Source organism: Leptospira mtsangambouensis (genome assembly GCF_004770475.1).
GTDB lineage: Bacteria > Spirochaetota > Leptospiria > Leptospirales > Leptospiraceae > Leptospira_A > Leptospira_A mtsangambouensis.
On record NZ_RQHK01000017.1, the window covers coordinates 524,262 to 548,077 of the forward strand.

At 37.5% G+C, this 23,816-nt stretch carries 25 protein-coding genes; 9 read left to right on the forward strand and 16 right to left on the reverse strand.

The window, feature by feature from the left end; genetic code table 11:
* Position 1: 1 nt before the first annotated feature.
* Complete coding sequence (locus EHR01_RS14920) at positions 2-1,195, reverse strand: DegT/DnrJ/EryC1/StrS family aminotransferase (protein ID WP_135697380.1); 1,194 nt, start codon at positions 1,193-1,195, stop codon at positions 2-4.
* A 156-nt stretch (positions 1,196-1,351) separates the two neighbouring features.
* Between EHR01_RS14920 and add the strand changes: the two genes are divergently transcribed.
* A complete protein-coding gene (gene add, locus EHR01_RS14925; RefSeq protein WP_135695797.1) occupies positions 1,352-2,704 on the forward strand; it encodes an adenosine deaminase in 1,353 nt (450 codons plus the stop codon).
* Between the two features lie 52 nt (positions 2,705-2,756).
* On the opposite strand, the gene EHR01_RS14930 is transcribed toward add, so the two are convergent.
* From EHR01_RS14930 to EHR01_RS14960, 7 genes are all read right to left on the reverse strand, one after another.
* Positions 2,757-3,125 carry a hypothetical protein gene (locus tag EHR01_RS14930; RefSeq protein ID WP_135695799.1) on the reverse strand — a complete coding sequence of 123 codons (369 nt, stop codon included), beginning with the start codon at positions 3,123-3,125 and terminating at the stop codon, positions 2,757-2,759.
* Between the two features lie 132 nt (positions 3,126-3,257).
* Positions 3,258-3,926 (reverse strand): YdcF family protein, encoded by a 669-nt coding sequence (locus tag EHR01_RS14935; protein ID WP_135695801.1) that lies wholly within the window; start codon positions 3,924-3,926, stop codon positions 3,258-3,260.
* A 7-nt stretch (positions 3,927-3,933) separates the two neighbouring features.
* Positions 3,934-4,449, reverse strand: a complete 516-nt coding sequence (locus EHR01_RS14940) for a VOC family protein (RefSeq protein ID WP_135695803.1) — start codon at positions 4,447-4,449, stop codon at positions 3,934-3,936.
* Positions 4,450-5,004: 555 nt separating this feature from the next.
* Positions 5,005-5,364, reverse strand: a complete 360-nt coding sequence (locus EHR01_RS14945; protein WP_135695805.1) for a nuclear transport factor 2 family protein — start codon at positions 5,362-5,364, stop codon at positions 5,005-5,007.
* Positions 5,365-5,402: 38 nt separating this feature from the next.
* Positions 5,403-5,999 carry a dihydrofolate reductase family protein gene (locus EHR01_RS14950; protein WP_135695807.1) on the reverse strand — a complete coding sequence of 199 codons (597 nt, stop codon included), beginning with the start codon at positions 5,997-5,999 and terminating at the stop codon, positions 5,403-5,405.
* 21 nt (positions 6,000-6,020) lie between these two features.
* Positions 6,021-6,443, reverse strand: a complete 423-nt coding sequence (locus tag EHR01_RS14955; RefSeq protein WP_135695809.1) for a YdcF family protein — start codon at positions 6,441-6,443, stop codon at positions 6,021-6,023.
* Positions 6,419-6,808 (reverse strand): ester cyclase, encoded by a 390-nt coding sequence (locus EHR01_RS14960; protein WP_167482963.1) that lies wholly within the window; start codon positions 6,806-6,808, stop codon positions 6,419-6,421. Before EHR01_RS14960 ends, EHR01_RS14955 begins: the two co-directional genes overlap by 25 nt.
* 176 nt (positions 6,809-6,984) lie before the next feature.
* Between EHR01_RS14960 and ygiD the strand changes: the two genes are divergently transcribed.
* Both ygiD and EHR01_RS14970 read left to right on the forward strand, forming a co-directional pair.
* A complete protein-coding gene (gene ygiD, locus EHR01_RS14965; protein WP_135695812.1) occupies positions 6,985-7,821 on the forward strand; it encodes a 4,5-DOPA-extradiol-dioxygenase in 837 nt (278 codons plus the stop codon).
* 13 nt (positions 7,822-7,834) lie between these two features.
* Entirely contained in the window at positions 7,835-8,482 is a 648-nt protein-coding gene (locus EHR01_RS14970; RefSeq protein WP_135695814.1) for an alpha/beta hydrolase, read from the forward strand.
* A gap of 1 nt (position 8,483) precedes the next feature.
* On the opposite strand, the gene EHR01_RS14975 is transcribed toward EHR01_RS14970, so the two are convergent.
* Entirely contained in the window at positions 8,484-9,065 is a 582-nt protein-coding gene (locus EHR01_RS14975; RefSeq protein WP_135695816.1) for a class I SAM-dependent methyltransferase, read from the reverse strand.
* A gap of 77 nt (positions 9,066-9,142) precedes the next feature.
* A complete protein-coding gene (purB, locus tag EHR01_RS14980) occupies positions 9,143-10,447 on the reverse strand; it encodes an adenylosuccinate lyase (protein ID WP_135695817.1) in 1,305 nt (434 codons plus the stop codon).
* Between the two features lie 108 nt (positions 10,448-10,555).
* Between purB and EHR01_RS14985 the strand changes: the two genes are divergently transcribed.
* Positions 10,556-11,323, forward strand: a complete 768-nt coding sequence (locus tag EHR01_RS14985; RefSeq protein WP_002972927.1) for a glucose 1-dehydrogenase — start codon at positions 10,556-10,558, stop codon at positions 11,321-11,323.
* Here EHR01_RS14985 and EHR01_RS14990 read toward each other — a convergent pair.
* The 4 genes from EHR01_RS14990 to EHR01_RS15005 all read right to left on the reverse strand — a co-directional run bounded on the left by EHR01_RS14990 (position 11,310) and on the right by EHR01_RS15005 (position 16,507).
* Entirely contained in the window at positions 11,310-13,274 is a 1,965-nt protein-coding gene (locus EHR01_RS14990) for a M23 family metallopeptidase (protein ID WP_135695819.1), read from the reverse strand. The two genes, EHR01_RS14985 and EHR01_RS14990, sit on opposite strands and share 14 nt — an antisense overlap.
* A gap of 90 nt (positions 13,275-13,364) precedes the next feature.
* On the reverse strand, positions 13,365-14,147 hold the full coding sequence (locus EHR01_RS14995) for an enoyl-CoA hydratase/isomerase family protein (protein WP_135695821.1): 783 nt from the start codon (positions 14,145-14,147) through the stop codon (positions 13,365-13,367).
* A gap of 32 nt (positions 14,148-14,179) precedes the next feature.
* On the reverse strand, positions 14,180-15,148 hold the full coding sequence (locus tag EHR01_RS15000; protein ID WP_244310138.1) for a response regulator: 969 nt from the start codon (positions 15,146-15,148) through the stop codon (positions 14,180-14,182).
* A 9-nt stretch (positions 15,149-15,157) separates the two neighbouring features.
* Positions 15,158-16,507, reverse strand: coding sequence for an EAL domain-containing protein (locus EHR01_RS15005; RefSeq protein ID WP_135695823.1), 1,350 nt, complete (start codon positions 16,505-16,507; stop codon positions 15,158-15,160).
* Between the two features lie 88 nt (positions 16,508-16,595).
* Between EHR01_RS15005 and EHR01_RS15010 the strand changes: the two genes are divergently transcribed.
* Complete coding sequence (locus EHR01_RS15010; RefSeq protein ID WP_135695825.1) at positions 16,596-16,841, forward strand: GlsB/YeaQ/YmgE family stress response membrane protein; 246 nt, start codon at positions 16,596-16,598, stop codon at positions 16,839-16,841.
* A gap of 126 nt (positions 16,842-16,967) precedes the next feature.
* Here the strand turns inward: EHR01_RS15010 and EHR01_RS15015 are convergent, their stop codons facing one another.
* Positions 16,968-17,711, reverse strand: a complete 744-nt coding sequence (locus EHR01_RS15015; protein ID WP_135695827.1) for a YebC/PmpR family DNA-binding transcriptional regulator — start codon at positions 17,709-17,711, stop codon at positions 16,968-16,970.
* Positions 17,712-17,834: 123 nt separating this feature from the next.
* Between EHR01_RS15015 and EHR01_RS15020 the strand changes: the two genes are divergently transcribed.
* From EHR01_RS15020 to EHR01_RS15035, 4 genes are read left to right on the forward strand one after another with little or no spacing between them, the layout of a single operon-like run.
* A complete protein-coding gene (locus EHR01_RS15020) occupies positions 17,835-19,001 on the forward strand; it encodes an acyl-CoA dehydrogenase family protein (RefSeq protein WP_135695829.1) in 1,167 nt (388 codons plus the stop codon).
* Between the two features lie 56 nt (positions 19,002-19,057).
* Positions 19,058-19,627: an anthranilate synthase component II gene (locus tag EHR01_RS15025; protein ID WP_135695831.1), complete on the forward strand. Its 570-nt coding sequence runs from the start codon at positions 19,058-19,060 to the stop codon at positions 19,625-19,627.
* Positions 19,624-21,519, forward strand: a complete 1,896-nt coding sequence (locus EHR01_RS15030; protein ID WP_135695833.1) for an ABC transporter ATP-binding protein — start codon at positions 19,624-19,626, stop codon at positions 21,517-21,519. Before EHR01_RS15025 ends, EHR01_RS15030 begins: the two co-directional genes overlap by 4 nt.
* The gene (locus EHR01_RS15035; protein WP_135695835.1) at positions 21,516-21,917 is read left to right on the forward strand and encodes a response regulator; all 402 of its coding nucleotides are present in this window, start codon (positions 21,516-21,518) and stop codon (positions 21,915-21,917) included. Before EHR01_RS15030 ends, EHR01_RS15035 begins: the two co-directional genes overlap by 4 nt.
* Here EHR01_RS15035 and EHR01_RS15040 read toward each other — a convergent pair.
* The gene (locus EHR01_RS15040) at positions 21,904-23,781 is read right to left on the reverse strand and encodes a HEAT repeat domain-containing protein (protein WP_208721793.1); all 1,878 of its coding nucleotides are present in this window, start codon (positions 23,779-23,781) and stop codon (positions 21,904-21,906) included. The genes EHR01_RS15035 and EHR01_RS15040 overlap by 14 nt on opposite strands.
* Positions 23,782-23,816: the final 35 nt, after the last annotated feature.

Sequence of the window (23,816 nt, forward strand, 5' to 3'; positions counted from 1 at the left end):
GTTATCCTAAAATATCTTTTACTGCATCAATCACATCTTTTTCATCGGACTTTGTCATTCCGGCAAATAGCGGTAGTGAAACCGATTTATCATACATCTGACAAGCATTTGGATATTCTTTACGATTGTATTGGAAAGTTTTTTTATAATAAGGATGTTCGAAGATGGGAATGAAGTGAAGGCTTGTCCCAATATTTCTTTCTTTTAACTCTTCTACTAATGTATCCCGCCCTACTTTTGCAATTTTTGGATCTACTTCAATGCGGTAGAGATGCCAACTATGAATTCCATTTGAATCTTCTTTAGGAAGTTTGATTCCTTTTAATAAACTAAATTCTTCATTATAATGTTTTGCAATTTCTGTTCTACGTTCCCAAAATCCATGTGATTCCTTTAGTTGTACGACTCCGAGAGCTGCAGCGATATCGGTCATATTATATTTATAACCAGCATCCACCACTTCATAATACCAACCTGGTCTGTTAAACGCATCACGGTTAATTCCATGTAGTCGCATCTTTCGGATTCGTTCTGCGGCTTCCTTATGAGAAGTAGTGACCATCCCCCCTTCTCCAGTTGTGATTCCTTTGGTGGCATAAAAACTAAAAACAGTAAAATCTCCCCAAGTTCCAATCATCTTATCTTTGTGAACTGCTGGGAAGGCATGGGCAGCATCTTCAATTACGTATAAATTGTATTCTTTTGCGATAGAAATGAGGCCTTCCATATCACAAGTATATCCTGCTAAGTGAACCGGCATAATTGCCTTGATACGTTTTCCTGTTTTTTTGCTTTTGAGTTCTTTTCCGTTCCATTTGCATTTGGATTCAATGGTTTCTCGTAAACTGTTTGGAGTCATGAGATTGTGAATGGGATCAACGTCGGTTAGGATGGGTTCTGCTCCGAAATAACAAATGACCTCGGCTGTAGCTGTGAAGGTGATGGAACTAGTGATGGCAGCGTCTTCTGAAGTCATGCCGATGGCTTCTAAGGCTAAATGTAAGCCAGCAGTGGCTGAGTTGACAGCGATGGTTTCTTTGCTACCAACAAAGTCGCCAAACTCCATCTCGAATTGTTTGACTTTGGGACCTGAAGTGACCCAGCCCGATCTAAGCACTTGGGCGACTTCTTCAATCGCATCTTCGGAAATCGAAGGCAGAGCAAACGGTAGGAAGGTTTTGCGAGATGTGAGCATATTCATTTATACGACATAATTCGGAAAAAATTTCCAGTCTTTTCCGCCCCCAAACTTCCTATCGACGGGATTTTTGAAAGCTAAATAGGGATTTTCACCCAAGCTCTAAAAATCTACTTGTAGACACCTAGGAAACTTCGCATTCTTTCCTGGAACATGGAAGTTCCTTTTTCTGAGATTTTAAATCGTATTGCCGTCATTGACCGTGACATTGCAGAACTCAATCGTTTGAAGAGTCGTCTGCCAGCTGACAGACCGTACTCGCCTACCATCCAGCTTACATTCGATAAACAAATTAATACTTTGTTAAACGAACGAGTTTCCTTGATGGAACTCCCGATTTTACATCCACCACTTTGGTTACTTTCCAAAGAAGGATTGGAACCCGCTGATGAATCATCCATTTTAAAAGAGCGAAAGTCTTTACTTGCTGGGGATTTATCTGTTGCCCATCCGAATGAACAAGATGTCATCAACTTCATTCGAGAAATTCCAAAAACAGAAGTACATCTACATCTGGAAGCTTGTGTAAATAAAGAAACTTTAAAGTTCCTATATAAAAAGAACGGCGTTGAAGTTACAGATCAAGAATTTGAAGATAAATACAACTTCAAAGATTTGAATGGTTTTATACAGGTGTTTTTCTTTGTGCAAGGTTCAGTAAAAGAGGCTTCAGACCTTGGGTATTTTATCGATAGTTTAGCTGATTACCTACGTTCCAATAATATTGTGTATTGTGAGGCGTTTTTTGCTCCTTCTAAGTTCATTCAAAATGGATTAGATTTTGATGAGATGGTTGAAGTGATGGTAAATCGTATTCGTCAAATTGAAGTCAAAGATGGAATCACCATTCGCTTGTTAGTTGATGTTTCTCGTTCCTTTGGTCCAGAGAATGCAATGAACAATCTGAAACGTGTTTTGGGATTAAAACATAAAGAAGTCATTGGAATTGGACTTGGTGGAGCTGAACTTATGGGTCCAGCTAAGGATTATTCTGAAGTATTCAAAGTAGCACGCGAATCTGGATTACGATGTGTGGCCCACTCCGGAGAAGATGATGGTCCTTGGGCAATTTGGGATGCCGTAAATCTATGTAAGGCGGAAAGAATTGGTCATGGGACTTCTGCCATCCAAGATCCTGAACTTGTTCGTTACATGAAGGAAAATAGAATTCCAATTGAGATTTGTGTGACTTCAAACGTTTTTACTGGAAAATATGTTCGTAAAGAACAAAACCATCCAGTTCGATATTATTATGACCAAGGTTTGATGTTGTGTATCAATACAGATGATCCTGATATCTTTAATGTTAATCTTACTTATGAATTTTTTAAACTCTATCGTTTCTTAGATTTTTCTATCGATGAAATTATTGATTTGGTGCGACAAGGTGTGCTTTGTACCTTCCATCCAGAAAAAGAATCATTGTGGAAATCTATGGAAGAAAAAATAGAAAAAATCAAACTGAAATATAATTTAGTTTCAGATAAACAATTAACGTCAGTTTAGTTTGAGTTCGAGATAGTTCCGTTTATTTTAGGGAGATATGTTTATTGAAAATTCAATTGTTATTGAATTCAGTCGGTATATCATTTGAAGTTTTTTTAATATAACCTTCATTAGTTAGTTTTTGGTTTTTAAATCTTTTGAAATAGAATTTATTACCAACAATTTGAGTAAAATGTTCTACCGAGATGGAAGTATCTTCTGTTTTTTCATCAAGAATTGGATCATGAAGCTCACATTTGTATGTTTTGTAAGTACACAAGTCCATCCATTCGATACATTCTGCGAAATAAAATTTTGGATACTCTCTAAAAGTATAAATTTTGTTTTTCGTATATATGATTTTTACATCTGTAACATTGAACTTTCCTGGAATTGGATAAGTATATTCAAATACACCTAAAAGTTTTTTTTTGGCAGTCAAGTTTGATTGTATTTTTGTTTAGATTAATCGCATCATTTTTAAATGGCAAAAAAAGGTTTAAAAGAATAATAAGGAAAAAATAAATTTGTAATTTGTTCATTTTGTTATACTTCTCCAAAGATAAATTTTTAGTCAGCGAATTAAATGTAAGTTATATTCACGAGAAATGAGATAATTGAAGGCATATTCAACTGACTCAGGAATAAAAATTTCAGACTGAAAACCTAATTTGGGATACAAAATGATTCTTTGTAAATCACCTACGATTTCGTTTATAATCATATAAAGATTCATATATCGATGAGGTGCATCTAATAAAGAGTATTCTGGTGCAGAGATGATGAACCTATTTTCTGGCCACTGTTTGTTCAAAGCCAACTTAACTCTTAAGGTCATAGAAGGTTTTTGAATGGCTATTACCGAGTTTACTGTAATATTTATTTTCTTTATCAAAGATTTTGTAAAATGAATATTTTCACCTGTGTTGGTAGATTCATTTTCAATGATGATATCTTTTAAAGGAATATCTTCATTCTTTGCAATCTGAGCAAAAGAATCAGCTTCTGAATCAGAGAATACATTTTTAGTAAAAAAATTGAGTCCTCCCGAAAATAGAATATAGTTGGCATAACCTTTTTTGTAGAGGTCGCAAGCGTACTTAGCAATTCTTATGTCATGGCTACATAAGACAAAAATTAAATCTGCTTTATTAAGGTCATCTTTTTGAGTTAAAAAATCCCAAATGATGGAAGCAGATTCTAAATCTTTATCTGATATTTTTCGATGAGAAAGTAGAAACAAATTTTATTTACTTTACCGCTTCTTTCAACATTGCTATGTCTATTTTTTTCATTTTTAACATGGCTTGCGTGGCACGTTCTGCTTTGATTGGATCTTTATGCGAAATTAGTTTTAAAAGAATTTTTGGGGTCACTTGCCAGTACATACCGAACTTGTCTTGAAGCCAGCCGCACATACTTTCCTTTCCGCCATTCGCTAAAAGAGCATTCCAATAATAATCAACTTCTTTTTGAGTTTCTACACTGATCATAAAGGACACTCCCCAAGTGAATTTGAACTCAGGTCCACCATTATAAGCAGTAAACTTTTGGCCGTTTAAAATGAACTCCCCTTGCATTGGGTTTGCAGTTATGATTTTTGACTTTTTAAAGACCGATGCATAGAACTTTGCCACTTCTTCAATATTTGCATTAAACATTAGAAAAGGTGTAATGCTATGCGTTGGGTTTGCTCGATAATCTAGTTTTTTAGGATTAGATTTTTTTTTAGCTCCACTGGTTTTCTTCTTCTTTGGTGCTGCCATGGTATTCCTCTCTTAATTTTTTTCCTCTAATTCATCTAAACGTATAATTATATTTTTAATCGGTGAAATGTATGCCTTCACATCATAACATACAAGACTGGCAATGAAAATACCAAAATTAGGATCATTTAACCACCTTGTGGTGAATTGGTCACATGGATAAAATTCAATATCTTTTGCACATCTGTCGATATCTTCAGTTTTGTAATGAGAATAGTGATTTAAAACTTCGAAGCGAGCAATTAAATGTATAAAAAAAAAAGAGAGTTGTTTGTTTCTTTAGAAAGAGTTCTCCGGAGAGGATCAGGATTCATATCGCTTTCGTTATATGAATAGTTTACCAAACTACAACTGTGCAATTTAGAAAATACTTTGCTGGAAATTCTTTGGTTTGCTTCCAATCCATTGATGAAATCTGGCCCCATTGACAGATAGTTACAGTGAATGAAAAAGACAAAGGGAATTAAAGATTTGAAGTTACCTGTAAAATCTATATTCTTTTTGAACAGGTTTACCATTTTTATTCACCTATATTTTGAATTTAAAAATTTTACGCTAAAATTTCGGATCACCAATTAAAAACCAAGCATTAACAATCAGTTTCTTTTTTATTTCATAAATTGCTAATACGTCGACCACAGCTTTGCCTTCTGGAAAATTTCTAGTAACTAATTCTTGGTCTACAATTTTATCACCAAACACTTGTCTAGAAATCAACCTCGCAAAAAGGTCTGGTTCTTGGAAACGAATTATATGTCTTTCCTTGATTTGGTCAAGTCCATCTGCAATTAAAGCAGTCGGATGTAGGTATATTTTTGCATTTTTGTCCCAACATTGCAGGAACAAATGAATATCTTTATTGTTATATGCTTTCAGTTGTGTATCGATTAAGTTTATGCTTGTTTCTTGATTCATAATAGATTCATTTCTATAAATACTTAGGTAGTAATCATTTAAAAACTTCCAGTCTGAACTGCGCCTGCTCGTTTGTAATTAGCGATAATAATTCCACTTGGCGAAATTTGACTCTCCATAAGTTTAAAGGCGGCAGGGATGGTTCCTTCGGCAAATAACCTTTTGCCACTACCTAGTGTTAGTGGATAGATTTTTAACCAAAACTCATCCACCAGATCATGTTGCATCAGAGTTTGAACAAGGTTGGCACTTCCATAAACATGTAAGTTTGGGCCATCTCCCTGTTTGAGTGTTTTGATTTTATCTACTACGTTTCCATTTAAAAAGATGGAGGGATTCCATGTATGAGATTTCATCGTATTGGAAACAACATACTTCGTTACAGACATAACACTTGGCCAGATTTCACTATGTTCGGGCCAATATGGTGCCCAAATAGAAAAGGTTTTTCGGCCTAACAACAAATCAAAGGGCATGTTCATTTGCCTTTCCATAACCTTATTAATTACATCATCTGAATAGGGAACTTGCCATCCCCCATAAACAAAGTCACCACTGGTATCTTCTGTTGGCCCACCGCCAGCTTGGATCACACCATCAAGGGTAAGAAATTCGAGTACGATTATTTTTCTCATGACAAAGTTCTTCGGTGAAATTTATAAATTCAGAATCATTACGTAAGGTAGGGCAATGGTTTCTCTGAAGACAGAATAGAAATCTCGGATTTCAGAATACCTAGCATAGGAAGTTTTGACATTTTGGAATCCTGCTCTTTTTACTAGATAACTTGCTCTAGGAAGATGATAATACTGCGAAATGATAAGAATTGGTTCCGATTCATGCGATTTCAAGATTTCCTTTAAATTATTTGCAGATTTTTCCGTAGTGTAACCTAGATTGTCTTCTATGATTTGATTTGCATTTAAGCCGTTTGCTATTAAATATTCTTTCATTACTTTTGCTTCGTCAAATCCTTCTTTTCCAATCCCACCAAACACTATTACTTTTTGAATTAAACTTTCATTATATAGGACTACTGCACGATTTAAGCTGGTTAGGAAATAAGTGCGCCGAGAAATTCTGAATTATTCCATTCTTCTATGATAAAACCATTTTTAAATTTTGAGACTATCATTTCATCCCACTGAATTGATTTGCCTTGTTTTAAGTTTTTGTTCTTTGACGGTTTTATTTTTCCCCGTAAGGTTCTTTTCCATACGATGAATTCATCAGTTTGTACTAAGAATTGAATTTTGACTATTTTTAAATTAGCCAAAAAATTATGTAAATCCTTGGTCCACTTGATGATGATCTTATGCCCTTGGTAATCCTTTTTGGAGGTATGAACAATGTATTCGTTAGAAAAAACTTCTTGGATTGATGAAGTATTATAATTTGTAATTAGTTCGTTCAATATGAACGAAATTTTTTCATGATTTTGCATATTTGTATTCACACTTCCATTTTCTCCTGGTTATATTTTTGGTATTTTACCGACGACCTTTGAACTAAGAAAAGAAGAAATTTACTCCCTAGGATGAAAACTAGGTTGACAATAAATGATTTAATATTAAACTATCTAAATAGAGGAAATGGAATCTAAACATTCCAGAAACCAGCATGAATCACGCAGAAAACAAAGAAAATTGGGGTATTTTTCAAAGTTCAGAAACACTTCCTTCCCTTTTTCTGGGGCATGGGAGCCCAATGAATGCGATCGAGGAAAATGAATTTGTAGAAGGATTACGAAATCTGAGTAAAACAATTCCCAAGCCGAAAGCCATTCTTTGTATTTCCGCACACTGGGTGACGGACGGAACGTTTGTCACCGCCATGGAAAATCCTCCCACCATACATGACTTTGGTGGATTTCCAAAAGCATTATTTGATGTGCAGTATCCTGCTCCTGGTAGCCCTGAACTAGCAAAACTGGTTCAGTCGTTGGTAAAATCTCAAAATGTAAAATTAGATTACGAATGGGGTTTGGATCATGGTGCTTGGTGTGTCATCAAACATATTTATCCCAATGCTGATGTTCCTGTCGTACAGTTAAGTATGGATTATAAAACTTCACCGGAAAAACACTTTCAATTGGCAAAAGAGTTGGCTCCTCTACGGGACCACGGTGTGCTCATTTTAACCAGTGGGAATATTGTACATAACTTGCGTATGGTGGCTTGGGATAGACTGAACGAAGTGTATGGATTTGATTGGGCAATGGAAGTCAATCAGAAGGTTAAAAATTGGATTTTACAGGGAGATAATGATTCCTTAATTCAAATTAGAAATCATGGAAAAGAATTTGAATGGGCGATCCCAACAGCAGAACATTATTTGCCATTGTTATACACATTAGGAACAAAACTCGATTTTGATACCATATCATTTTTTAATGATAAACCGGTAGCAGGTGCTTTAACTATGACTTCAGTAAGACTCGACCCAGATTTGAACTAGGATAAGGTATAAAATGGAAAAGCCACTCGAGTTTTTAGTTCGAAAACCAAAGATAACAACTGAGAATCCCCCTCTCCTTCTATTGTTACACGGTGTCGGTAGTAACGAAGAAGATTTATTTTCTTTATCAAATTATCTACCTGATTCTTTGTTGGTGGTCTCACTCCGCGGCCCTTTGACTTTGGGTCCAAATAGTTTTGGCTGGTATGAAGTATTATTCACGACAGGCCAACCTAAGATCAATTTGGAGCAAGAAAAAGAAAGTAGGAAGCTTTTATTAGATTTTTTGGATTATCTTAAATTAAATCATCAATATGATGAATCCAATGTTTGGATTGGTGGCTTTAGTCAAGGAGCCATCATGTCTTATTCCATTGGATTACTTTATCCAGATAAAATCAAAGGGATCATTGCCTTAAGCGGAAGGTTGTTGGAAGAGAATAAGGAAATAATAAAGGTCACAGATGATCTTTTAAAAAAGAAGATTTTTATCTCTCACGGAACCAAGGATCGAGTGTTATCGGTTGAATATGCGCGCTCCGTAAAACAATATTTGGAATCAATTGGCATTCAGCCTCACTATCAGGAATATGAAGAAGGCCATAGTATTAACAGAGAGATGTTAAAAGATTTGATCCAATGGTTGGAAGAAAATCTCTGATTTAGATTTTGATAAAGTTGGCGGTGAATGTCCTGGCTTTTCCGAAAACTTCTTTTAAACGAAATCCAGCTGGTGATAAAACTTTTTCAACGTTTGAAAGGGATAAGGAATCTGGATCACCAGCCTGTTCGGATATCGATACAATTCCATTTGGTTTTAAAACTCTAAACATTTCATTTGCATACGTGTTAGGTTCCGAAATTTCTCCAAGAACTGTTACAAGATAAATTACATCAAAATGGTTATTTGGAAATGGAAGGGATTCCTTTTCAGTCAAAAATAATTCAACATTTTTGATTCCTTTTTGGTTCACTCGCTTTTGTGCTTTTTGAAGCATTTCTGGCTGAATGTCTGCAAGGTAAAGTTTTCCCTTTGGAATCTTTTTTGCAATGAAGGGACTAAAATAACCGGGACCACATCCTAATTCCAAAACGATAGAATCATCTTTAAGACCCAATCGACTTGCCAGTTTCGCTGGAGATAAGTAAAGATTTCGAAATGGAAGGAGTAACATCCAAGCCATTTGCGAAGGATATAATCCCTTACCGACTAATCTTTTAAAAACATTTTGTTGTCCGGCCATGAGATTATATCCTTTTCTAATTTGAATCAGGTTTCCACTTACTATGGAAATTTCATCTTCTCTGATTTGTTTGGAAATTAATCAATAATCCCCAATCGTTTGAAGATGAGCGGAATTCTTTCCAAATAAGGTTTGATTTGGAAAATTTCATCCAGGTCACTTTCTTTGAGGATGGCAGAACATCTTGGATCTTGTTTCAAAAGGTCACGAAGATTTTTGGATTGGTCTGCCCAAACTGCCATTGCATTTTCTTGAACGATTAAGTAGGCATCTTCACGAGTGATTCCACCTTTTTCAATCAACCACAACAATACTTTTTGTGAAAAGATTAGTCCACGTGTTACATTTAATGTACGTTCTGTAGCATCAGGATACACATGAAGTCCTTTTAGGACAAAATTCATTTTTTCCAAAATGTAATCGAGTGCAATGGTGGAATCTGGAAGGACAATTCGTTCGGCAGAAGAATGAGAAATATCTCGTTCATGCCAAAGCCCTACGTTTTGTAATCCAACGTTTACGTTGGATCGAATGACTCTGGAGATTCCAGAAATTCTTTCGCAAACAACTGGATTTCGTTTGTGAGGCATAGCCGAAGATCCTTTTTGGCCTTTGGCAAAAGGTTCTTCTACTTCGCGCCCTTCTGTTTTTTGTAAGAGGCGAATCTCAGTTGCCATTCGATCCAAACTTGCAGCAACCACACCGAGTACTGACATATAGAAGGCATGGCGGTCACGAGAAATGACTTGAGTAGCAATAGGATCAACGGTTAATCCAAGTTTGGTTAACACATATTCTTCAATTTCTAAATCAATATTGGAATAAGTTCCGACAGCTCCAGATAGTTTGCCTACAGCCACTTGTGCGCGGGCATCTTTCATCCGTTCTAAGTTTCGAGTCATCTCCGCATAGAAGAGAGCAAACTTAAGACCAAGTGTCATTGGTTCCGCATGGATTCCATGAGAACGTCCGATACAAGGAAGGTCTTTGTACTCTTTTGCTTTTTGCTTTGTGGTTTCTAAAAGAGTTTCTGTTCTTTGGATGAGAAGGTCCATTGCTTGGACCATTTGTACGCAAAGTGCAGTGTCACCAACGTCGCTGGATGTGAGGCCAAAGTGAACATGTCGGCCTGCTGGTCCTATATAAGAGTTTAAGTTTGTCAAATAGGCGATTACGTCGTGATGTACTTTCGATTCTATTTCTAGAATTTCATCTACATTGAATTTTGCCTTTTGTTTGATGGTTTCTAGGTCCTCTTTGGGAACTTCTCCGCGGTTGGCGCGGGCTTCGCAGGCATAAATTTCAATATCTGTCCAAATCTTAAATTTGTTCTCTAATTCCCAGATGGCAGAAATCTCTGGATGGCTGTATCGATCGATCATAAGGGCAGTCTTTCATTAGAAACTTCTCTTTCAACTGGGAATTTTACGATTGCCGAACGATGTTCGAAATTCAAGTTTAGAATCTAGTAATAAATCCTAGGGGGGCATATGTCCAAAGAATTCGAAGGAAAAGTAGCACTGGTAACGGGAGCTGCCTCTCCCATTGGTTTGGGAAGAGCAATCGCAAACCGAATCGCATCGCATGGTGCAAGTTTGGTGCTTGTTGATTTGAATCAGGAAAAAATTGAAGAAGCTGCAAGAGAAGTAGAAGCTAAATTTGGTGTGAAAGCAATTGGAGTTGCTTGTAACGTTACAAAACCAGAAGACTGTGATGCTGCTATCAGCAAAACAAAAGAGGCTTTTGGTAAATTGGATTTTCTTGTGAACAACGCAGGTGTTTTGAAAGACAATCTTCTCATTCGTATGTCTGAACAAGAATATGACTTTGTCATGGATGTGAACTGTAAGGGAGTTTTCCTTATGACTAAATCCGCAAGTAAACTCATTCTAAAATCTGACTCTGGTAGGATCGTAAACATTTCTTCTGTTTCTGGACTCACTGGTCAACCAGGCCAAGCAAACTACTCCACTTCTAAAGCGGGAGTGATTGCATTAACAAAAGTTTCTGCTCGAGAATTTTCAGGAAGAAACGTACTAGTGAATGCAGTTTGTCCAGGTTATGTACAAACAGAAATGACTGGAACACTTTCGAAAGAAGTACAAGATAAGTTGACAGATCCTTCTGTAATCCCACTCAAACGCCCGGGAAAACAAGAAGAGATTGCATCTGCTGTGAAATTTTTCTTAAGTAACGATGCATCTTACATTACTGGAACTTACCTCCGTGTAGACGGTGGTGCGGCTATCGGGATGTAGATTTTTTATCCTTTGCCTTGGGTGCGACTGTAATCGGTTTCACCGTCTTTTGCGCCTTAGGTGAAGATTGTTTCGTTTTTGTTTCTTTTACTGCTTTTTTCTCTTTTGTTGTTTCAACCACAAGTGGATCTGTTGTTGGTTTTTTCTTTTCTTCTGGAACTGGCGGTGTTTGGATTTCGTAATCATAACGAACTGTTGAACTCCAGTTTCCTGCAAAATCTCTGACACTTGCAAGCACAGTATGTTTCCCTGGTTCGTATAAAATTTCAGGTTCGAAGATTTCCAAACGACCATCTTTGGGAAAAAATTCGGCTTTGCCTGGAATTCCATCCACTGTGATATCAAATCCATCTGGCATAATTCCTGAACCAACATCCACAGCTTTTAAATACAAAGCAAAGTCTTCTCTAGGATAGACTGTTTTATTCATTAACTCGTGTAAGTAGATTGTAGGAGGAGTTTGGTCTGATAAAACAACAAAGAGCCCTGTTTTACGTAGCCTAACTTTAAAAAATTGGCCCCAAGAACTAAAAGACGATCCGTTGATTTTTTTTACATTCCCATCAGCCAACACTTCATACAAGTCTGCTGAGTTGATGTCTTTTGTTTTAGGAACTTTCACATAAAGATCATAACCTAAATTAAAATCCTTAAAATCAGGACCAATTTTATATACACTCGAAAGTTGATTGAGACCTTTTGTGTTGATTTGAATTTGTTCCTGGGCTTCAATTTCAAAAAATGCTTTTGAGTACACAGCATTCACAGGAAAAAACAATTCTACTTTTGTATCTTTCGATTTGAAAGTCGTATAACGATCGTAGTATACATTGTATTTCCATTCTTTAGTGACTATATGACTATAATCACCTTGGTCTTTTAGAATATAAAAGGACGCAAAAGACATCTGTCCGCCCATACCAGTGGCTCGGATTGTGATTTCTTTTGGTTCTCCCATTCTCATTTGTTCGCTATCAAGTAGGCCCTGTTCTCTTCCATTACTTCGCATTCCAAGAAGATCGTTTCCATCTCTTGTGTGCAAATAATAGGAAAATGGATTTCCATTGGGTTTACTCACGGAACTATCATATAATAGAACATTTTTTCTTGTATGTTCTTTTAAGATTTTTGAAAATTGAAATCCTTGTAAAACGTTCTCACCGATTAACATATCTAAGGTGAAAATCCCAAGACGATTACTATTTGATTTTTGATGGATTGCTATTTGAATCCCGACTTTTCCTTGGATAAAAAGTGTAGGTGACTCGGATAATTCGAATCTGTTGCCACTGGCTTCATAAAAAGGAATTTCTACAGTTTCATTTCTGCCATTGATGAAAGTTCTAGGAGTTTGTGGTGTAATCCGTAGAGCATTGAACACGATGGGTTCCGCAACATTATAACCCAAACCGTAGTGCACAGGATTATAATAAACGTTGTCTTTAAAAAGTTCAAAGTGGAGGTGCGGTGGGCCAACACCAGTATCACCAGAAAATGCAATGGTTTCCCCTGCTTCAACATCCACCGCCTCTGGAAGGGCGATGTCAAAATCAGTTCTGTCTTTATAACGTTTTGCTTGTTTAGATTTTAAAATTTGTTTGATAATTTTCTGAGAAAATTTATGTAAATGGCCGTAACGAGATGTCATTCCATCGTCATGTTGTAAAAAAAGCGCATAACCAATGCTAGTCCACCGTCTTTGGACTCTAGTGACTTTGCCTTTTGCAACGGCTAAGATTGGGACTCCAATTTTTCCTCCTGTGGAAAAGTCTTGTCCCATATGAAAATGGCCCGTTCTAAATTCGCCAAAGGTTCCTGTAATGGAATCATATCCTTTGACAGGCCAAAGATAAGGATTTTTTAAAACAAACCCTGGTGGGAAATCAGAAATAGATATTGCAGAGAGAGGGAAAAAACAAACTATAAGTACTAATACGAAAGAACGCAACATCAGATTTCACTATAATTTTCGGCTCTTATGGTGAAAAGACTTATAAGAATCGAGGGGTGTTTCCAGAATTTCCCCTCGTTCTCAGAAATTTTATTTAAAAACGGGTCTCCGTTTTTCTTTCAGAGCTGTCATTGCTTCGAGTAAATTATCAACGACACCAGGTTGTTCAAAGGATTTAGTTGTGTCTTTTTTATATTGCTCTAGGTGTGCAATCAGTGCTCCATTCAAAGTATTCTTTGTCGCTCTGTAAGCGGCTTGCGGAACTTTTGAAAGTGTTTCCAGTTTCTTTAAAGCAATTTTACGAATCTCTTCTGGAGTCGGTGCAATCTCATCGATGAGGCCAATTTTTTTTGCCTCTGCACCTTTGTAAGTTGTTCCTTCCAAACATACTTCTGCCCAATACCTAGGATCCACACACATTTTGATGCGATCAATAAAGCTTCCCGGAAGTGGAAGTCCAACATTTACCTCTGTAAAGCCAATCCTTCCTTTTCCATCCAACATATATTTAAAATCAGAAGCAACAGTAATGACAGCACCACCACCCATCGCATGACCAGTAACTTCGGTAATAAGCGGTTTATCAAATTTAACTAACTCACCGAATAAGATAACAATGCCACCGACTTCATCGATGAGTTTGTCTCTACTGGTAGAAAGTAGGTTTTCTGCATCGAGGCCATTGCAAAAAAACTTAGGGTTGTCTGTGGTTAAGATCACACCTCGTTTGGAATTGTCGGCTTTGATTTCATTTAAAATTTCACCTAGATCTCTCATGTTTTGACCTGTGAGTGAATTTTGGTCGTTCATTTGAAAGCGAATGATTTCGCCTTTGCCGTTGGGAATGTCTATGACTTCACGTTTGTAATTCATTGGTTACTTCTTTTGTTTTGTTATTATAAAATCTATAGTTGCGGAGGTTTTTCAGATAAATCAGAATCAGGTGAAGATTCGGTTGGTGGTTCAGAACTACTTGGTTCTTCTGATACAACTGGGATTGGTGCACCACCAATTGGAATTTCTATTTTTACATCACCTAAAGAGGTTGGAGGTGCTGGTGGGTTTTCTTTGCCACTTTCTTTTGTAAATTTATCCTTTTTTTCTTTTTTACGTTGTTCTTCTTTTTTCTGTTCTTCCATTTTAACGTATTCATCGAATTCGTTTGGAGCCATAAATACTAACATTTTTTCATCATCTGACGCATGTTCAATGAAGGCTCCCATATGACGGCCTGCTATAAACACAATCTTTTCGTGATTAGAAAAAAGTTTCATTACTCGTTCGAATACATCTACTTCCTCTTTGCCAAGTTCAGGAACAACTCGAACGTCAAAACAAATTCGTTCTGCATGAATGGACTTCAAAAAATTTGGTGTAAATATCTTTTTGAATTCTGGAAATACATAACGTTTGAGATTGGCACGACATTGAAACAGAACTCTTCCATGTCCCCGATCCACAACTACAAAAGACATATTGTCTCTTGTTTTCGAAGATTCACTGAATTTATATTCTTCAACGTGCGAATGAATTCTATCAAGGAGAGGTTGTTTGATTAATGGTTTAACCATATAATCAGTAAATCCAAGAGCTTTGTGATTCGTAATAAAGTTCGTATCTTCTTTCGGAATCATTGCCAAAATAGGAATATTATGTGTGATTACATCGCGACGAAGTTCTAAAACAAATTCTAATTCTTTTTTGTCCTTAAAAGACAAACCCATTAATATAATATCAGGGTTGGAGGATTTTACGTACTCCTGAACTGTTTGCGAAAATTTTGTTATGACAACTCGTTGGCGTAAACCAAGAAAGATATTTTCCAAATCTTGAGCTGAATTTGGATCGTTTTCAATGGCCATGATAAAATGCATAAATGAATTTTAAATTAAACCTTCTTCTGATGCAACTCGAAACAAATTTCCGACTTTCTTTTGTTTTTCTGACAAAATTTTATCTGTCAATACTTCTTTCACGACATCCTCGTGAATTGAGTGTAGAAGTTCAAAATCTCTTTTATAATCTGAGACAGTCATTTTTCCAAATAAAATATTTGCTTGGAACTGGTAGACCTGGTGCTCCATAAGAAATCGCAAAGTATCGTAATCCTCCACGGCTTCTGCAGTAATCACGGCCTCCCGGTTATCAGCTAGGCGTTTACAATAATCGATAAATGCCAAGTTGTCTAAAAACTTAATTTGGTCTTCTTCCATTTTAAATTTAAAACTGATGGGATCTAATTTGAATTCTTTGATCATAATTCCGAGATCCAAAACTATTTGGTGAGATTGGCTTTTGACTCCAAAATCGTCCGCAGCAAAACTCATTCCGTGGGAATAAAATGCATGGCATACATCTTTTAGTGGAAAGTGGGAATCGTCGTATGGTTTTTCTACGAGTTCAAATCGAATATTTTCAGTAAGTAGGTCTTTATTTTGAATGAGTCGTTTGAGTCGATTCACTCGATCCATATTCGAAAAAGTATCGATTAAAGATTGTGGTGAAATATTAAATTTTAATAAACCCGGTGCCCCTTCGCAAGCTATGATCAGCTTTTCTAAAATCAAAAGTTCAATACGATTTAAATCTTGGTCGGAAGGAATGTCATTGATCAAATCTTTGTAACCAATATAAGCACCTCCACCAAGGAAAACTTCTCCTCCTTTCACAGCATAAGTTTTATCTTTTGGATTAAAAATAACTGTGGGTTGGATCATTGCTTCATGGACAGATCCAGAAATATAAGTATTGGCTTTGTTATAATATGTCCAACTCCAACGTACTAAATTGTCGTTAAGGTTTTTTTCAGAGGATTTATAGAGTTCTTTATAAATTTCATCACTATCGGAAATATAATTAGATTGGGTTCTTGAAACTCCAAAATGAAATGATAAAATTTTATTCTGTAAACATTGTTGTTGGAATTTACCAACTGAATTTTCTATATTTGGAAATCGTTCAATGTCCCATTCGAAAAGCGGAGAGATTCCCATAATTAAAATATTTTGTTTTTCTATGTAATGAAATCCAAAACTAATATCTTCTAAATCCAAACAGGAATAAAAATCGGTTCGAAGTAGATCTAAAAAATCGGTGAGTTCTATGCCGGTTATGTTTTCAAAACGAATGAGGAAAAGAGGTTTCCCTTGGTTCTCTTGGATAAAATGTTTTTTGAACACGTCCAAGTCCTTCATACCAAAATAATAGGGACCTGTTAAAAGTTGATTTTTCAAATGTAGCCTTCGTATATGAATTGATTCTCTAACGACTTCTTGTAAATTTATGAGAATTCAAAAGAAAAGGCAACAAGGATAGTAACTTATGTTTAGTTTTATTTGGTTTTTACTGATTGGTCTTGTAGCAGGTTGGCTTGCTGGTCGTATTTTGCGCGGGAAAGGATTTGGACTCATTGCCAATTTGGTCATCGGAGTTGTAGGTTCCTTTTTAGGCGGGATTGTATTTCGGTTTTTTGGTTTTATTACGAATAACCTGATTGCGGAACTAATCGTGGCAGTGGTGGGAGCCATTCTACTCATCTTCATTGCCGGGATGATCAAAAAAAGATAAACCAATGGGAAAGATTCCCTTTTAGGAAGGATCTCTTCCAAGTTCAAAAATGACAGGGCGACATAAATCGTCCTATCATTTTGTTTTCACTACTTCATGTCAGAATTTACTCGAATCGCTGGTAGGTTAATCGAGTTCCACTCCGTCACCTAACTCAAAGTTAGAGCTCACACCTTGGACGTCGTCATTGGCTTCTAAGTTATCAATTAACTTCATGATCTTTTCAGCTGTTTCTTTGTCGTTCACTTCAACAGTGGTCATGGGAATGTATTTAATTTCCGATTCTTCCATGTTCAGACCTTTTGTGGAAAGAGCCGATTGAACCGCTTCATATTCAGCAGGAGCTGTAAGAACCACATACATCCCATCATTGACTTGGATGTCTTCGGCTCCGGCACCCAGTGCTAGATCAAAGAGAGCTTCTTCGGAAATTTGGTCTGCCTTAAGTGTGATTTGCCCTTTGCGCTCAAAAAGGCGAGAAACTGCACCTGCATTGGCAAGGGAACCACCAAGTTTGGTTAGAATGCTTTTAATTTCGGGAGTAGTACGTGATTTTTTATCAGTGAGGACATCCACCATGATGGCAACTCCACCCAGTGCGTAACATTCGTACAGACACTCTTCATAGACCATACCTTCCAAACCACCTGTTCCCTTTTTGATGGCCCGTTCGATATTGTCTTTTGGCATGTTGGCAGCTTTTGCTTTTGTAACCGCTAGGCGAAGTCTTGGATTTCCTTCTTGGTCTCCACCACCTTCTTTGGCAGCTACGGAAATTTCTTTGGCAATCCTTGTAAAGATGGCCCCTCTTTTCGCATCAATGGCCCCTTTTTTTCTTCGAATCGTCGCCCATTTCGAGTGTCCTGACATTGTTTTCTCCCATGGCTAGGATTTTGGATTCAAAAGATTTTTCAACAGATTTAAGTCGCCCTAGTTTCTTGACTCAGAGAGAAAATTCCAAAGTACTGTAAAAAAACATCTATAAGGCACACCATGATTGATTTTTCCATCACCGATGAACAAAAAGCCCTCCGCGATTTAGCAAGAGATTTCGCCAAAAATGAAATGATTCCCAAAGCGGAACACCATGACCACACCGGTGAATATCCAAAAGAAATTTTAAAGAAAGCTTTTGACGTAGGCCTTATGAATATGCACATCCCCGTGGAATACGGTGGGGCTGGCCTCGGTGTTTTGGACGAACTCATCGCCTCAGAAGAGTTATTTTACGGTTGTTCAGGTATGGCAACGGCCATCCTTGCAAACAATCTCGCATTAGCACCTGTTCTACTTGGGGCTGATGACTATGTAATGAAAAAATTCATCCAACCAATGTCTGAAACTTTTACTCTTGCTGCTTATGCCGTCACCGAACCAGGTGCAGGATCGGATGTAGCTGGGATTCGAACCACTGCCAAACGAGTGGGTGACGAATACATTGTGAATGGATCTAAAATGTGGATCACTAACGCAGGTCATGCGGACTGGTTTTTTGTTTTAGCAAAAACAGATCCAAATGCGGGCCACAAAGGTATGACTGGATTCATCGTAGATGCAAAAACTCCAGGAATCATCGTTGGTAAAAAAGAAAAAAATATGGGACAACGTTGTTCCGACACTCGTGGAGTCACTTTTGAAGACGTAAAAGTTCCAAAAGAAAACATGATTGGAAAAGAGGGTGAGGGATTCAAAATTGCTATGGGTGCTTTTGACAAAACTCGTCCTGCAGTGGCAATTGGTGCCGTGGGTGTGGCTCGAGCTGCACTTGACCATTCCATTCGATACGCAAACACGCGTAATGCGTTCGGAAAACCAATTTCTGTAAACCAAGGCGTAAGTTTTATGATCGCTGAAATGGCTCGCGATATTGAAGCAGGAAGACTTCTCTGTTGGCAATCAGCTTGGCTTATCGATAACGGATTTAGAAACACATACCAAGCATCGATTGCAAAAGTATTTTGTGCAGACATGGCTATGCGTGTGACAACAGATGCAGTACAAATCTTTGGTGGATACGGATTCAACGAAGAATACCCTGTAGAAAAATTGATGCGTGATGCAAAGATTTTCCAAATCTACGAAGGAACTTCACAGATCCAACGTGTGATCATTTCCAAATTTCTGAATGATGGAGTTGGGATCGAAACTCCTAACGCATAAAAAATTGGATTTAGAACAAGTGGGTTGGATTCCAATTCCACTTGTTCTCTCCTAGTATGTTTCTTCTCATCGACAACTACGATTCATTCACTTATATTCTGTACCAATACCTGAACCAAATCACACCGACAACTGTAATGCGCCATGATGAAGATTTGCCGGCAGATTTGTATGAAAAATACAAAGCTGTGGTTTTATCACCTGGTCCTGGGCTTCCTAAAACTTCTGGAAAACTTATCTCCCATTTACAATCCTTCTATGAATGTTTGCCGGTTCTTGGTATTTGTTTAGGACACCAAGCTTTGGCTGAAGTCACTGGTGCCAAACTCGAACAAACAAGAGACATATTCCATGGACGCCCTTCAGAGATTATCCACAATGGCCAGGGTGTCTTTAAAAACATCCCCAATGGATTTATGGCCAACCGGTACCACTCTTGGGCTGTGTCAAAAGTTTCTTTGCCAAATGAATTGGAAGTGACAGCCGAAACGAAGGATGGAGTCATAATGGGAATTCGTCACAGAAAATGGAATAAGGTCTTTGGGGTTCAGTTTCATCCAGAATCCATCCTCACCGAACATGGAGAAACCTTACTTCGTAACTTCTATGAGGAAGTCATCACATGAAATATTTTTTTAGACTTTTGTCCTATTCTGTGCATTACCGAGAACGATTTGTATTGGGGCTTGTGTTTGCACTTTTGACAGCTGTTTTGAATGGTATTTCTCTAACTGCACTTATTCCCTTATTTGATTCGTTAGGTGGAGATAAAAACAATCGTTTTCACTTAGATTTAACTCTTCCTGAAAAAACAATTTTAGTCCAAGAGGTGCTTCTGGGGACTGATAGTTTGGATGGATTGGAACGAATCAAACGTTTGATCATTTCAGCAAAACTTCAAATCAACGAATTCACTGAAGATATGGAGCCAAAGGAAGTGGTTTGGGCGGTTTGTATTGCCGTTTTTCCACTTTATCTTTTAAAACTTGGAACTTATCTTTTATCTGTTTTTTGCATCGCTACTGCTGGATATAAGGCCGTTCGAGACATTCGCCAAGAACTATTTCAAAAAGTCCAAAGGTTACCTCTGACTTATTTTTATAAGGAAAAAACGGGACTTATTATGAGTCGGGTCATCAATGATGCTGAAATTGTTGCCGCTGTTATTTCGAGTAACTTACGTGATGCGGTCATTAATTTCTTTTATGTAGTCACTCATTTAATGATTCTGATTTATTTAAATTCAGAATTATTACTCCTCGCTTGTCTCACAATTCCTGTGGTGATTATGCCGGTGACTTTGTTTACACGAAAAATATCTTCTTCTACAGCAAGGTTCCAAGAAAAACTCGCTGACCTCAATAGCCATATCCAAGAATTCATTTCAGGGATTAAGGTCATCAGAACCTTTCGCCAAGAGAAACAAGATCTTAAAAAATTTGATAACATCAACTATAAGGTTTACCGAAGGACTTTTAAAGGACAATTTTACTTACAGATGGCACCAAGTCTCGTGGAGCTTACATCATCCATCGTGGTGCTTGGATACTTTGCGATGGGTGCCAAATTCATTTATTCAGGTAAGTTCACACAAGGTGAATTTATGGCCTTCCTACTTACCTTGTTATTTTTACTCCGCCCTCTCACCCAACTTTCACAAATGGTCGGTAAAATCACCCAAGCCAATTCAGCAGGGAAAAGGATTTTTGAAATTATCGATAGAGATCCGGAAGTTGTTGAACATGGAGATGAAGTTGTCCTCGAAAAAATAGAGAAGGGGATTCAGTTTGATGACATTCATTTTTCGTATCCAGGAACCAATCAGGAAGTTCTAAAAGGAATCAACTTGGATATCAAACTGGGTGAAACCTATGCCTTTGTTGGAACCAGTGGATCTGGTAAATCAACGCTTATGGACTTAATCCCCCGGTTCTTTGATCCTACCGCAGGAAAGATCTGTATTGATGGGATCGACATTCGTAATTTTTCTCTTAACTCTCTGCGTAAAAAAATTGGAATTGTCACTCAGGAAATTTTTCTCTTTCACGGAACCATTGCCGATAACATTGCTTATGGGACGGGAGCTGCCACTCGTAAAGAAGTAGTTCGTGCGGCCCGTCTTGCCAACGCTCACGATTTTATTACTAATATGGAAAACGGTTATGATACCGTCATTGGGGTGCGAGGCCTTGATCTCAGCGGGGGGCAAAGGCAACGCCTTGTCATTGCTCGTGCTTTGTTACGAAATGCAGAAATTATGATTTTAGATGAGGCAACGAGTGCTCTTGATGCAGAATCCGAAAGGTTGGTGAGTCGTGCTTTGGAACGACTTTTTAAAAATAGGACCACTTTCATCATTGCCCACCGTCTTTCCACTGTACGACGTGTAAAAAATATAGTTGTGATTGAAGAGGGTGAGATCAAGGAACAAGGGGATCATGATTCCTTACTTTCTCAAAACGGAATTTATAAAAAATTATACGATAGTCAATTTGCTGAAGCGGAGATCCAAATATGAAAAAAGTTTTAATCGTTGATGATAATGATCGTTATGCGAATAACTTAAAATCATATTTCGACTCCAAAAATATATCCTCGGATCGTGCTGTGGATGCAAAAGAAGGATATGACCTTTTTTCAAAAAACCCAAACTATGATATGATTGTTTCTGATGTGACTATGGAAACCCAAACATCTGGGCTTTGGATGATGCGCCAAATTTATAAATCTGGTTACAAGGGAATTCTTGTGATTGCTTCCACTGGTTTTGACGTGTTTGGTGTGATGCCGTTTTCTTCTTTGTTTTTACCTTGGTTTTGTGGGCTTCATTGGATGATCCCCAAAGTCCCACTCAAACAAGGTACGGTGGAATGGGTTCCCACCGCTCTTTCTAAAGGAAAATCTATTCCTTTCTAGGGACTTTAATCTCTTCAATCGGGTTGAAGAGATTATTATGTTTTCCTTTTTTCAAATTGGAATATTTTCCAGAGTTTCCATCACTTCCCAATTGTTTCACTTCAATGATATCTAGTTTTGGATAAAACACCCAACCAGTGACAAACGCTCCCCGAGCACCAGGTAGAGTGGATTCCATTTTGACTTGGATGTATTTATCAGTTAAAATATCTTCTCCGATTCGAACTGCAAATTCCTTTTTCGTTTCAGAAAGGATCAGACCAATTTCTTTATTTTTAATGTAAGACAATGGTCTCGAACGTTCGTTTGGTTCTGCTCGAAGATAATCATCTTGGACTAAGATGATTGCATATTTGCCAAAAGCTTTGCGACGAAGTAATGATTCCCCAATTCGTTTATTGAGTTTTTCATCGGTTTGGGATTCATTCAATCGAATGAGAGCAAATGTGGCAGAGAGGGTTGGATTTTTGCTAATTTCATCGACAGCCGTCAGCGCAAGACTTGGTTCTTCCACCACAACTCGTTCTAAAATTCTTAGGCTTTCTCGACTTCCATGGATGGCCAGTGCTTCGAGTGCTGCTTCTTTGATTTCATTATCGTTTGACTTTAAAAATTTATCAAAAACTTCAACATCAGCATCTAATTTATGATAAGCGAGTCCTCGGAGTGCACCAGAAACAATCACAACATATTCGGAGGCAAGACCAGTTGTGAGAATCATTTCCCTACCAGCTGGGTCTCTTGTTTTTCCAAGACCTTCATAACTCACAGCAATCACTTCTGGATCTTCTGCTTTCGTTCCTGCGATAAAATAAGATAGGGACCTTTTGTCTCCAAGATCAGACAATGCTTTATAAGCAGCAGGTCTTACTTGGTATCCGTCTTTATCAATAGCATTCTGTAAACTGACCCGGCCTGCTTTCAAACGACCCAGTGCAAGAGCAGCAGCAGAGCGAACACGTGGAATAGGATGTGTGGATAAAATCTTTTCTAGTTTCTGAGGTTTGCGGTAATATTCCCATTGAAATACTTGGACAAGTCCATTCCGGATCTGGTCCGTATATTCTCTGTCTTTTTTTTCTTCATCAGAAAGAACTTCTTCCTCTTCTTTTTTGACTAGTTCATTGATTTGTTCATTCGCTTTGGCTTTTCCTGTAACTTTTGTTTTGCGATTGAGTCTTTTAATAGAAATCTTTGAACTTGTATCTTCTTTTTTGAAAATAATTTTTTCCGGTTTTTTCTTCGGTTCCTCTACTGGTGCAATCACAGGATCTGCCACAACAGGTTTAGTTTCTACTTCAGTAACTTCTTTTCCTTGGTTGTAGTTCCCTGAGTCAGATCTTAAATGTCGGATCGCATTTTGGATTCCAATGGCTTTGGAATTAAATTCTTTAAGTGAGTCTAAAATATTACCTAATTCATGACTCACACGTCCGATGGCTGGCCCATCAAAATCATTGGGAGTGCTATCAATTAAGTCTTGGTTGGTTTGTAAAAGTCCAGGAAGTTTGGATACAATTTGTGGAAGATCTTCTTCCAAATAGGCGGCTGCCTGCATTTCTTTCGTAACAGGCTCTCCTACAGTTTTTTTGCTATCAGCACGAAGGGCAACATTTTCGCCAAATTCTAATAGAGCAATGGTCTTATGCGCTTCTTGTATAAAATCATCATATTTACGATTATTGGTGACAGGGATGATCACATCCTTTGTTTTATGAGGATCTAAATCACTTCCTTGGTATTCTTTATACTTTGGTGAAACATCTGTTAACTGGTATGGTTTGGAACTGGAACAACCTATCAACAGAACAAGGACCACCCATAAACTGCTCTTCCAAATTATGTCTTGACCCTTTTGAAACATCTGATAGCCTACTTCCATACTTTGAATATCGGATA

What these genes read in the sequence shown, in the direction of transcription:
- EHR01_RS14920 (WP_135697380.1), bottom strand. Translation starts at nt 1,195, where the DNA reads ATGCTCACATCTCGCAAAACCTTCCTACCGTTTGCTCTGCCTTCGATT.
- add (WP_135695797.1), top strand. Translation starts at nt 1,352, where the DNA reads ATGGAAGTTCCTTTTTCTGAGATTTTAAATCGTATTGCCGTCATTGAC.
- EHR01_RS14940 (WP_135695803.1), bottom strand. Translation starts at nt 4,449, where the DNA reads ATGGCAGCACCAAAGAAGAAGAAAACCAGTGGAGCTAAAAAAAAATCT.
- EHR01_RS14945 (WP_135695805.1), bottom strand. Translation starts at nt 5,364, where the DNA reads ATGAATCAAGAAACAAGCATAAACTTAATCGATACACAACTGAAAGCA.
- EHR01_RS14950 (WP_135695807.1), bottom strand. Translation starts at nt 5,999, where the DNA reads ATGAGAAAAATAATCGTACTCGAATTTCTTACCCTTGATGGTGTGATC.
- EHR01_RS14960 (WP_167482963.1), bottom strand. Translation starts at nt 6,808, where the DNA reads ATGCAAAATCATGAAAAAATTTCGTTCATATTGAACGAACTAATTACA.
- ygiD (WP_135695812.1), top strand. Translation starts at nt 6,985, where the DNA reads ATGAATCACGCAGAAAACAAAGAAAATTGGGGTATTTTTCAAAGTTCA.
- EHR01_RS14970 (WP_135695814.1), top strand. Translation starts at nt 7,835, where the DNA reads ATGGAAAAGCCACTCGAGTTTTTAGTTCGAAAACCAAAGATAACAACT.
- EHR01_RS14975 (WP_135695816.1), bottom strand. Translation starts at nt 9,065, where the DNA reads ATGGCCGGACAACAAAATGTTTTTAAAAGATTAGTCGGTAAGGGATTA.
- purB (WP_135695817.1), bottom strand. Translation starts at nt 10,447, where the DNA reads ATGATCGATCGATACAGCCATCCAGAGATTTCTGCCATCTGGGAATTA.
- EHR01_RS14985 (WP_002972927.1), top strand. Translation starts at nt 10,556, where the DNA reads ATGTCCAAAGAATTCGAAGGAAAAGTAGCACTGGTAACGGGAGCTGCC.
- EHR01_RS14990 (WP_135695819.1), bottom strand. Translation starts at nt 13,274, where the DNA reads ATGTTGCGTTCTTTCGTATTAGTACTTATAGTTTGTTTTTTCCCTCTC.
- EHR01_RS14995 (WP_135695821.1), bottom strand. Translation starts at nt 14,147, where the DNA reads ATGAATTACAAACGTGAAGTCATAGACATTCCCAACGGCAAAGGCGAA.
- EHR01_RS15000 (WP_244310138.1), bottom strand. Translation starts at nt 15,148, where the DNA reads ATGCATTTTATCATGGCCATTGAAAACGATCCAAATTCAGCTCAAGAT.
- EHR01_RS15010 (WP_135695825.1), top strand. Translation starts at nt 16,596, where the DNA reads ATGTTTAGTTTTATTTGGTTTTTACTGATTGGTCTTGTAGCAGGTTGG.
- EHR01_RS15015 (WP_135695827.1), bottom strand. Translation starts at nt 17,711, where the DNA reads ATGTCAGGACACTCGAAATGGGCGACGATTCGAAGAAAAAAAGGGGCC.
- EHR01_RS15020 (WP_135695829.1), top strand. Translation starts at nt 17,835, where the DNA reads ATGATTGATTTTTCCATCACCGATGAACAAAAAGCCCTCCGCGATTTA.
- EHR01_RS15025 (WP_135695831.1), top strand. Translation starts at nt 19,058, where the DNA reads ATGTTTCTTCTCATCGACAACTACGATTCATTCACTTATATTCTGTAC.
- EHR01_RS15030 (WP_135695833.1), top strand. Translation starts at nt 19,624, where the DNA reads ATGAAATATTTTTTTAGACTTTTGTCCTATTCTGTGCATTACCGAGAA.
- EHR01_RS15035 (WP_135695835.1), top strand. Translation starts at nt 21,516, where the DNA reads ATGAAAAAAGTTTTAATCGTTGATGATAATGATCGTTATGCGAATAAC.
- EHR01_RS15040 (WP_208721793.1), bottom strand. Translation starts at nt 23,781, where the DNA reads ATGTTTCAAAAGGGTCAAGACATAATTTGGAAGAGCAGTTTATGGGTG.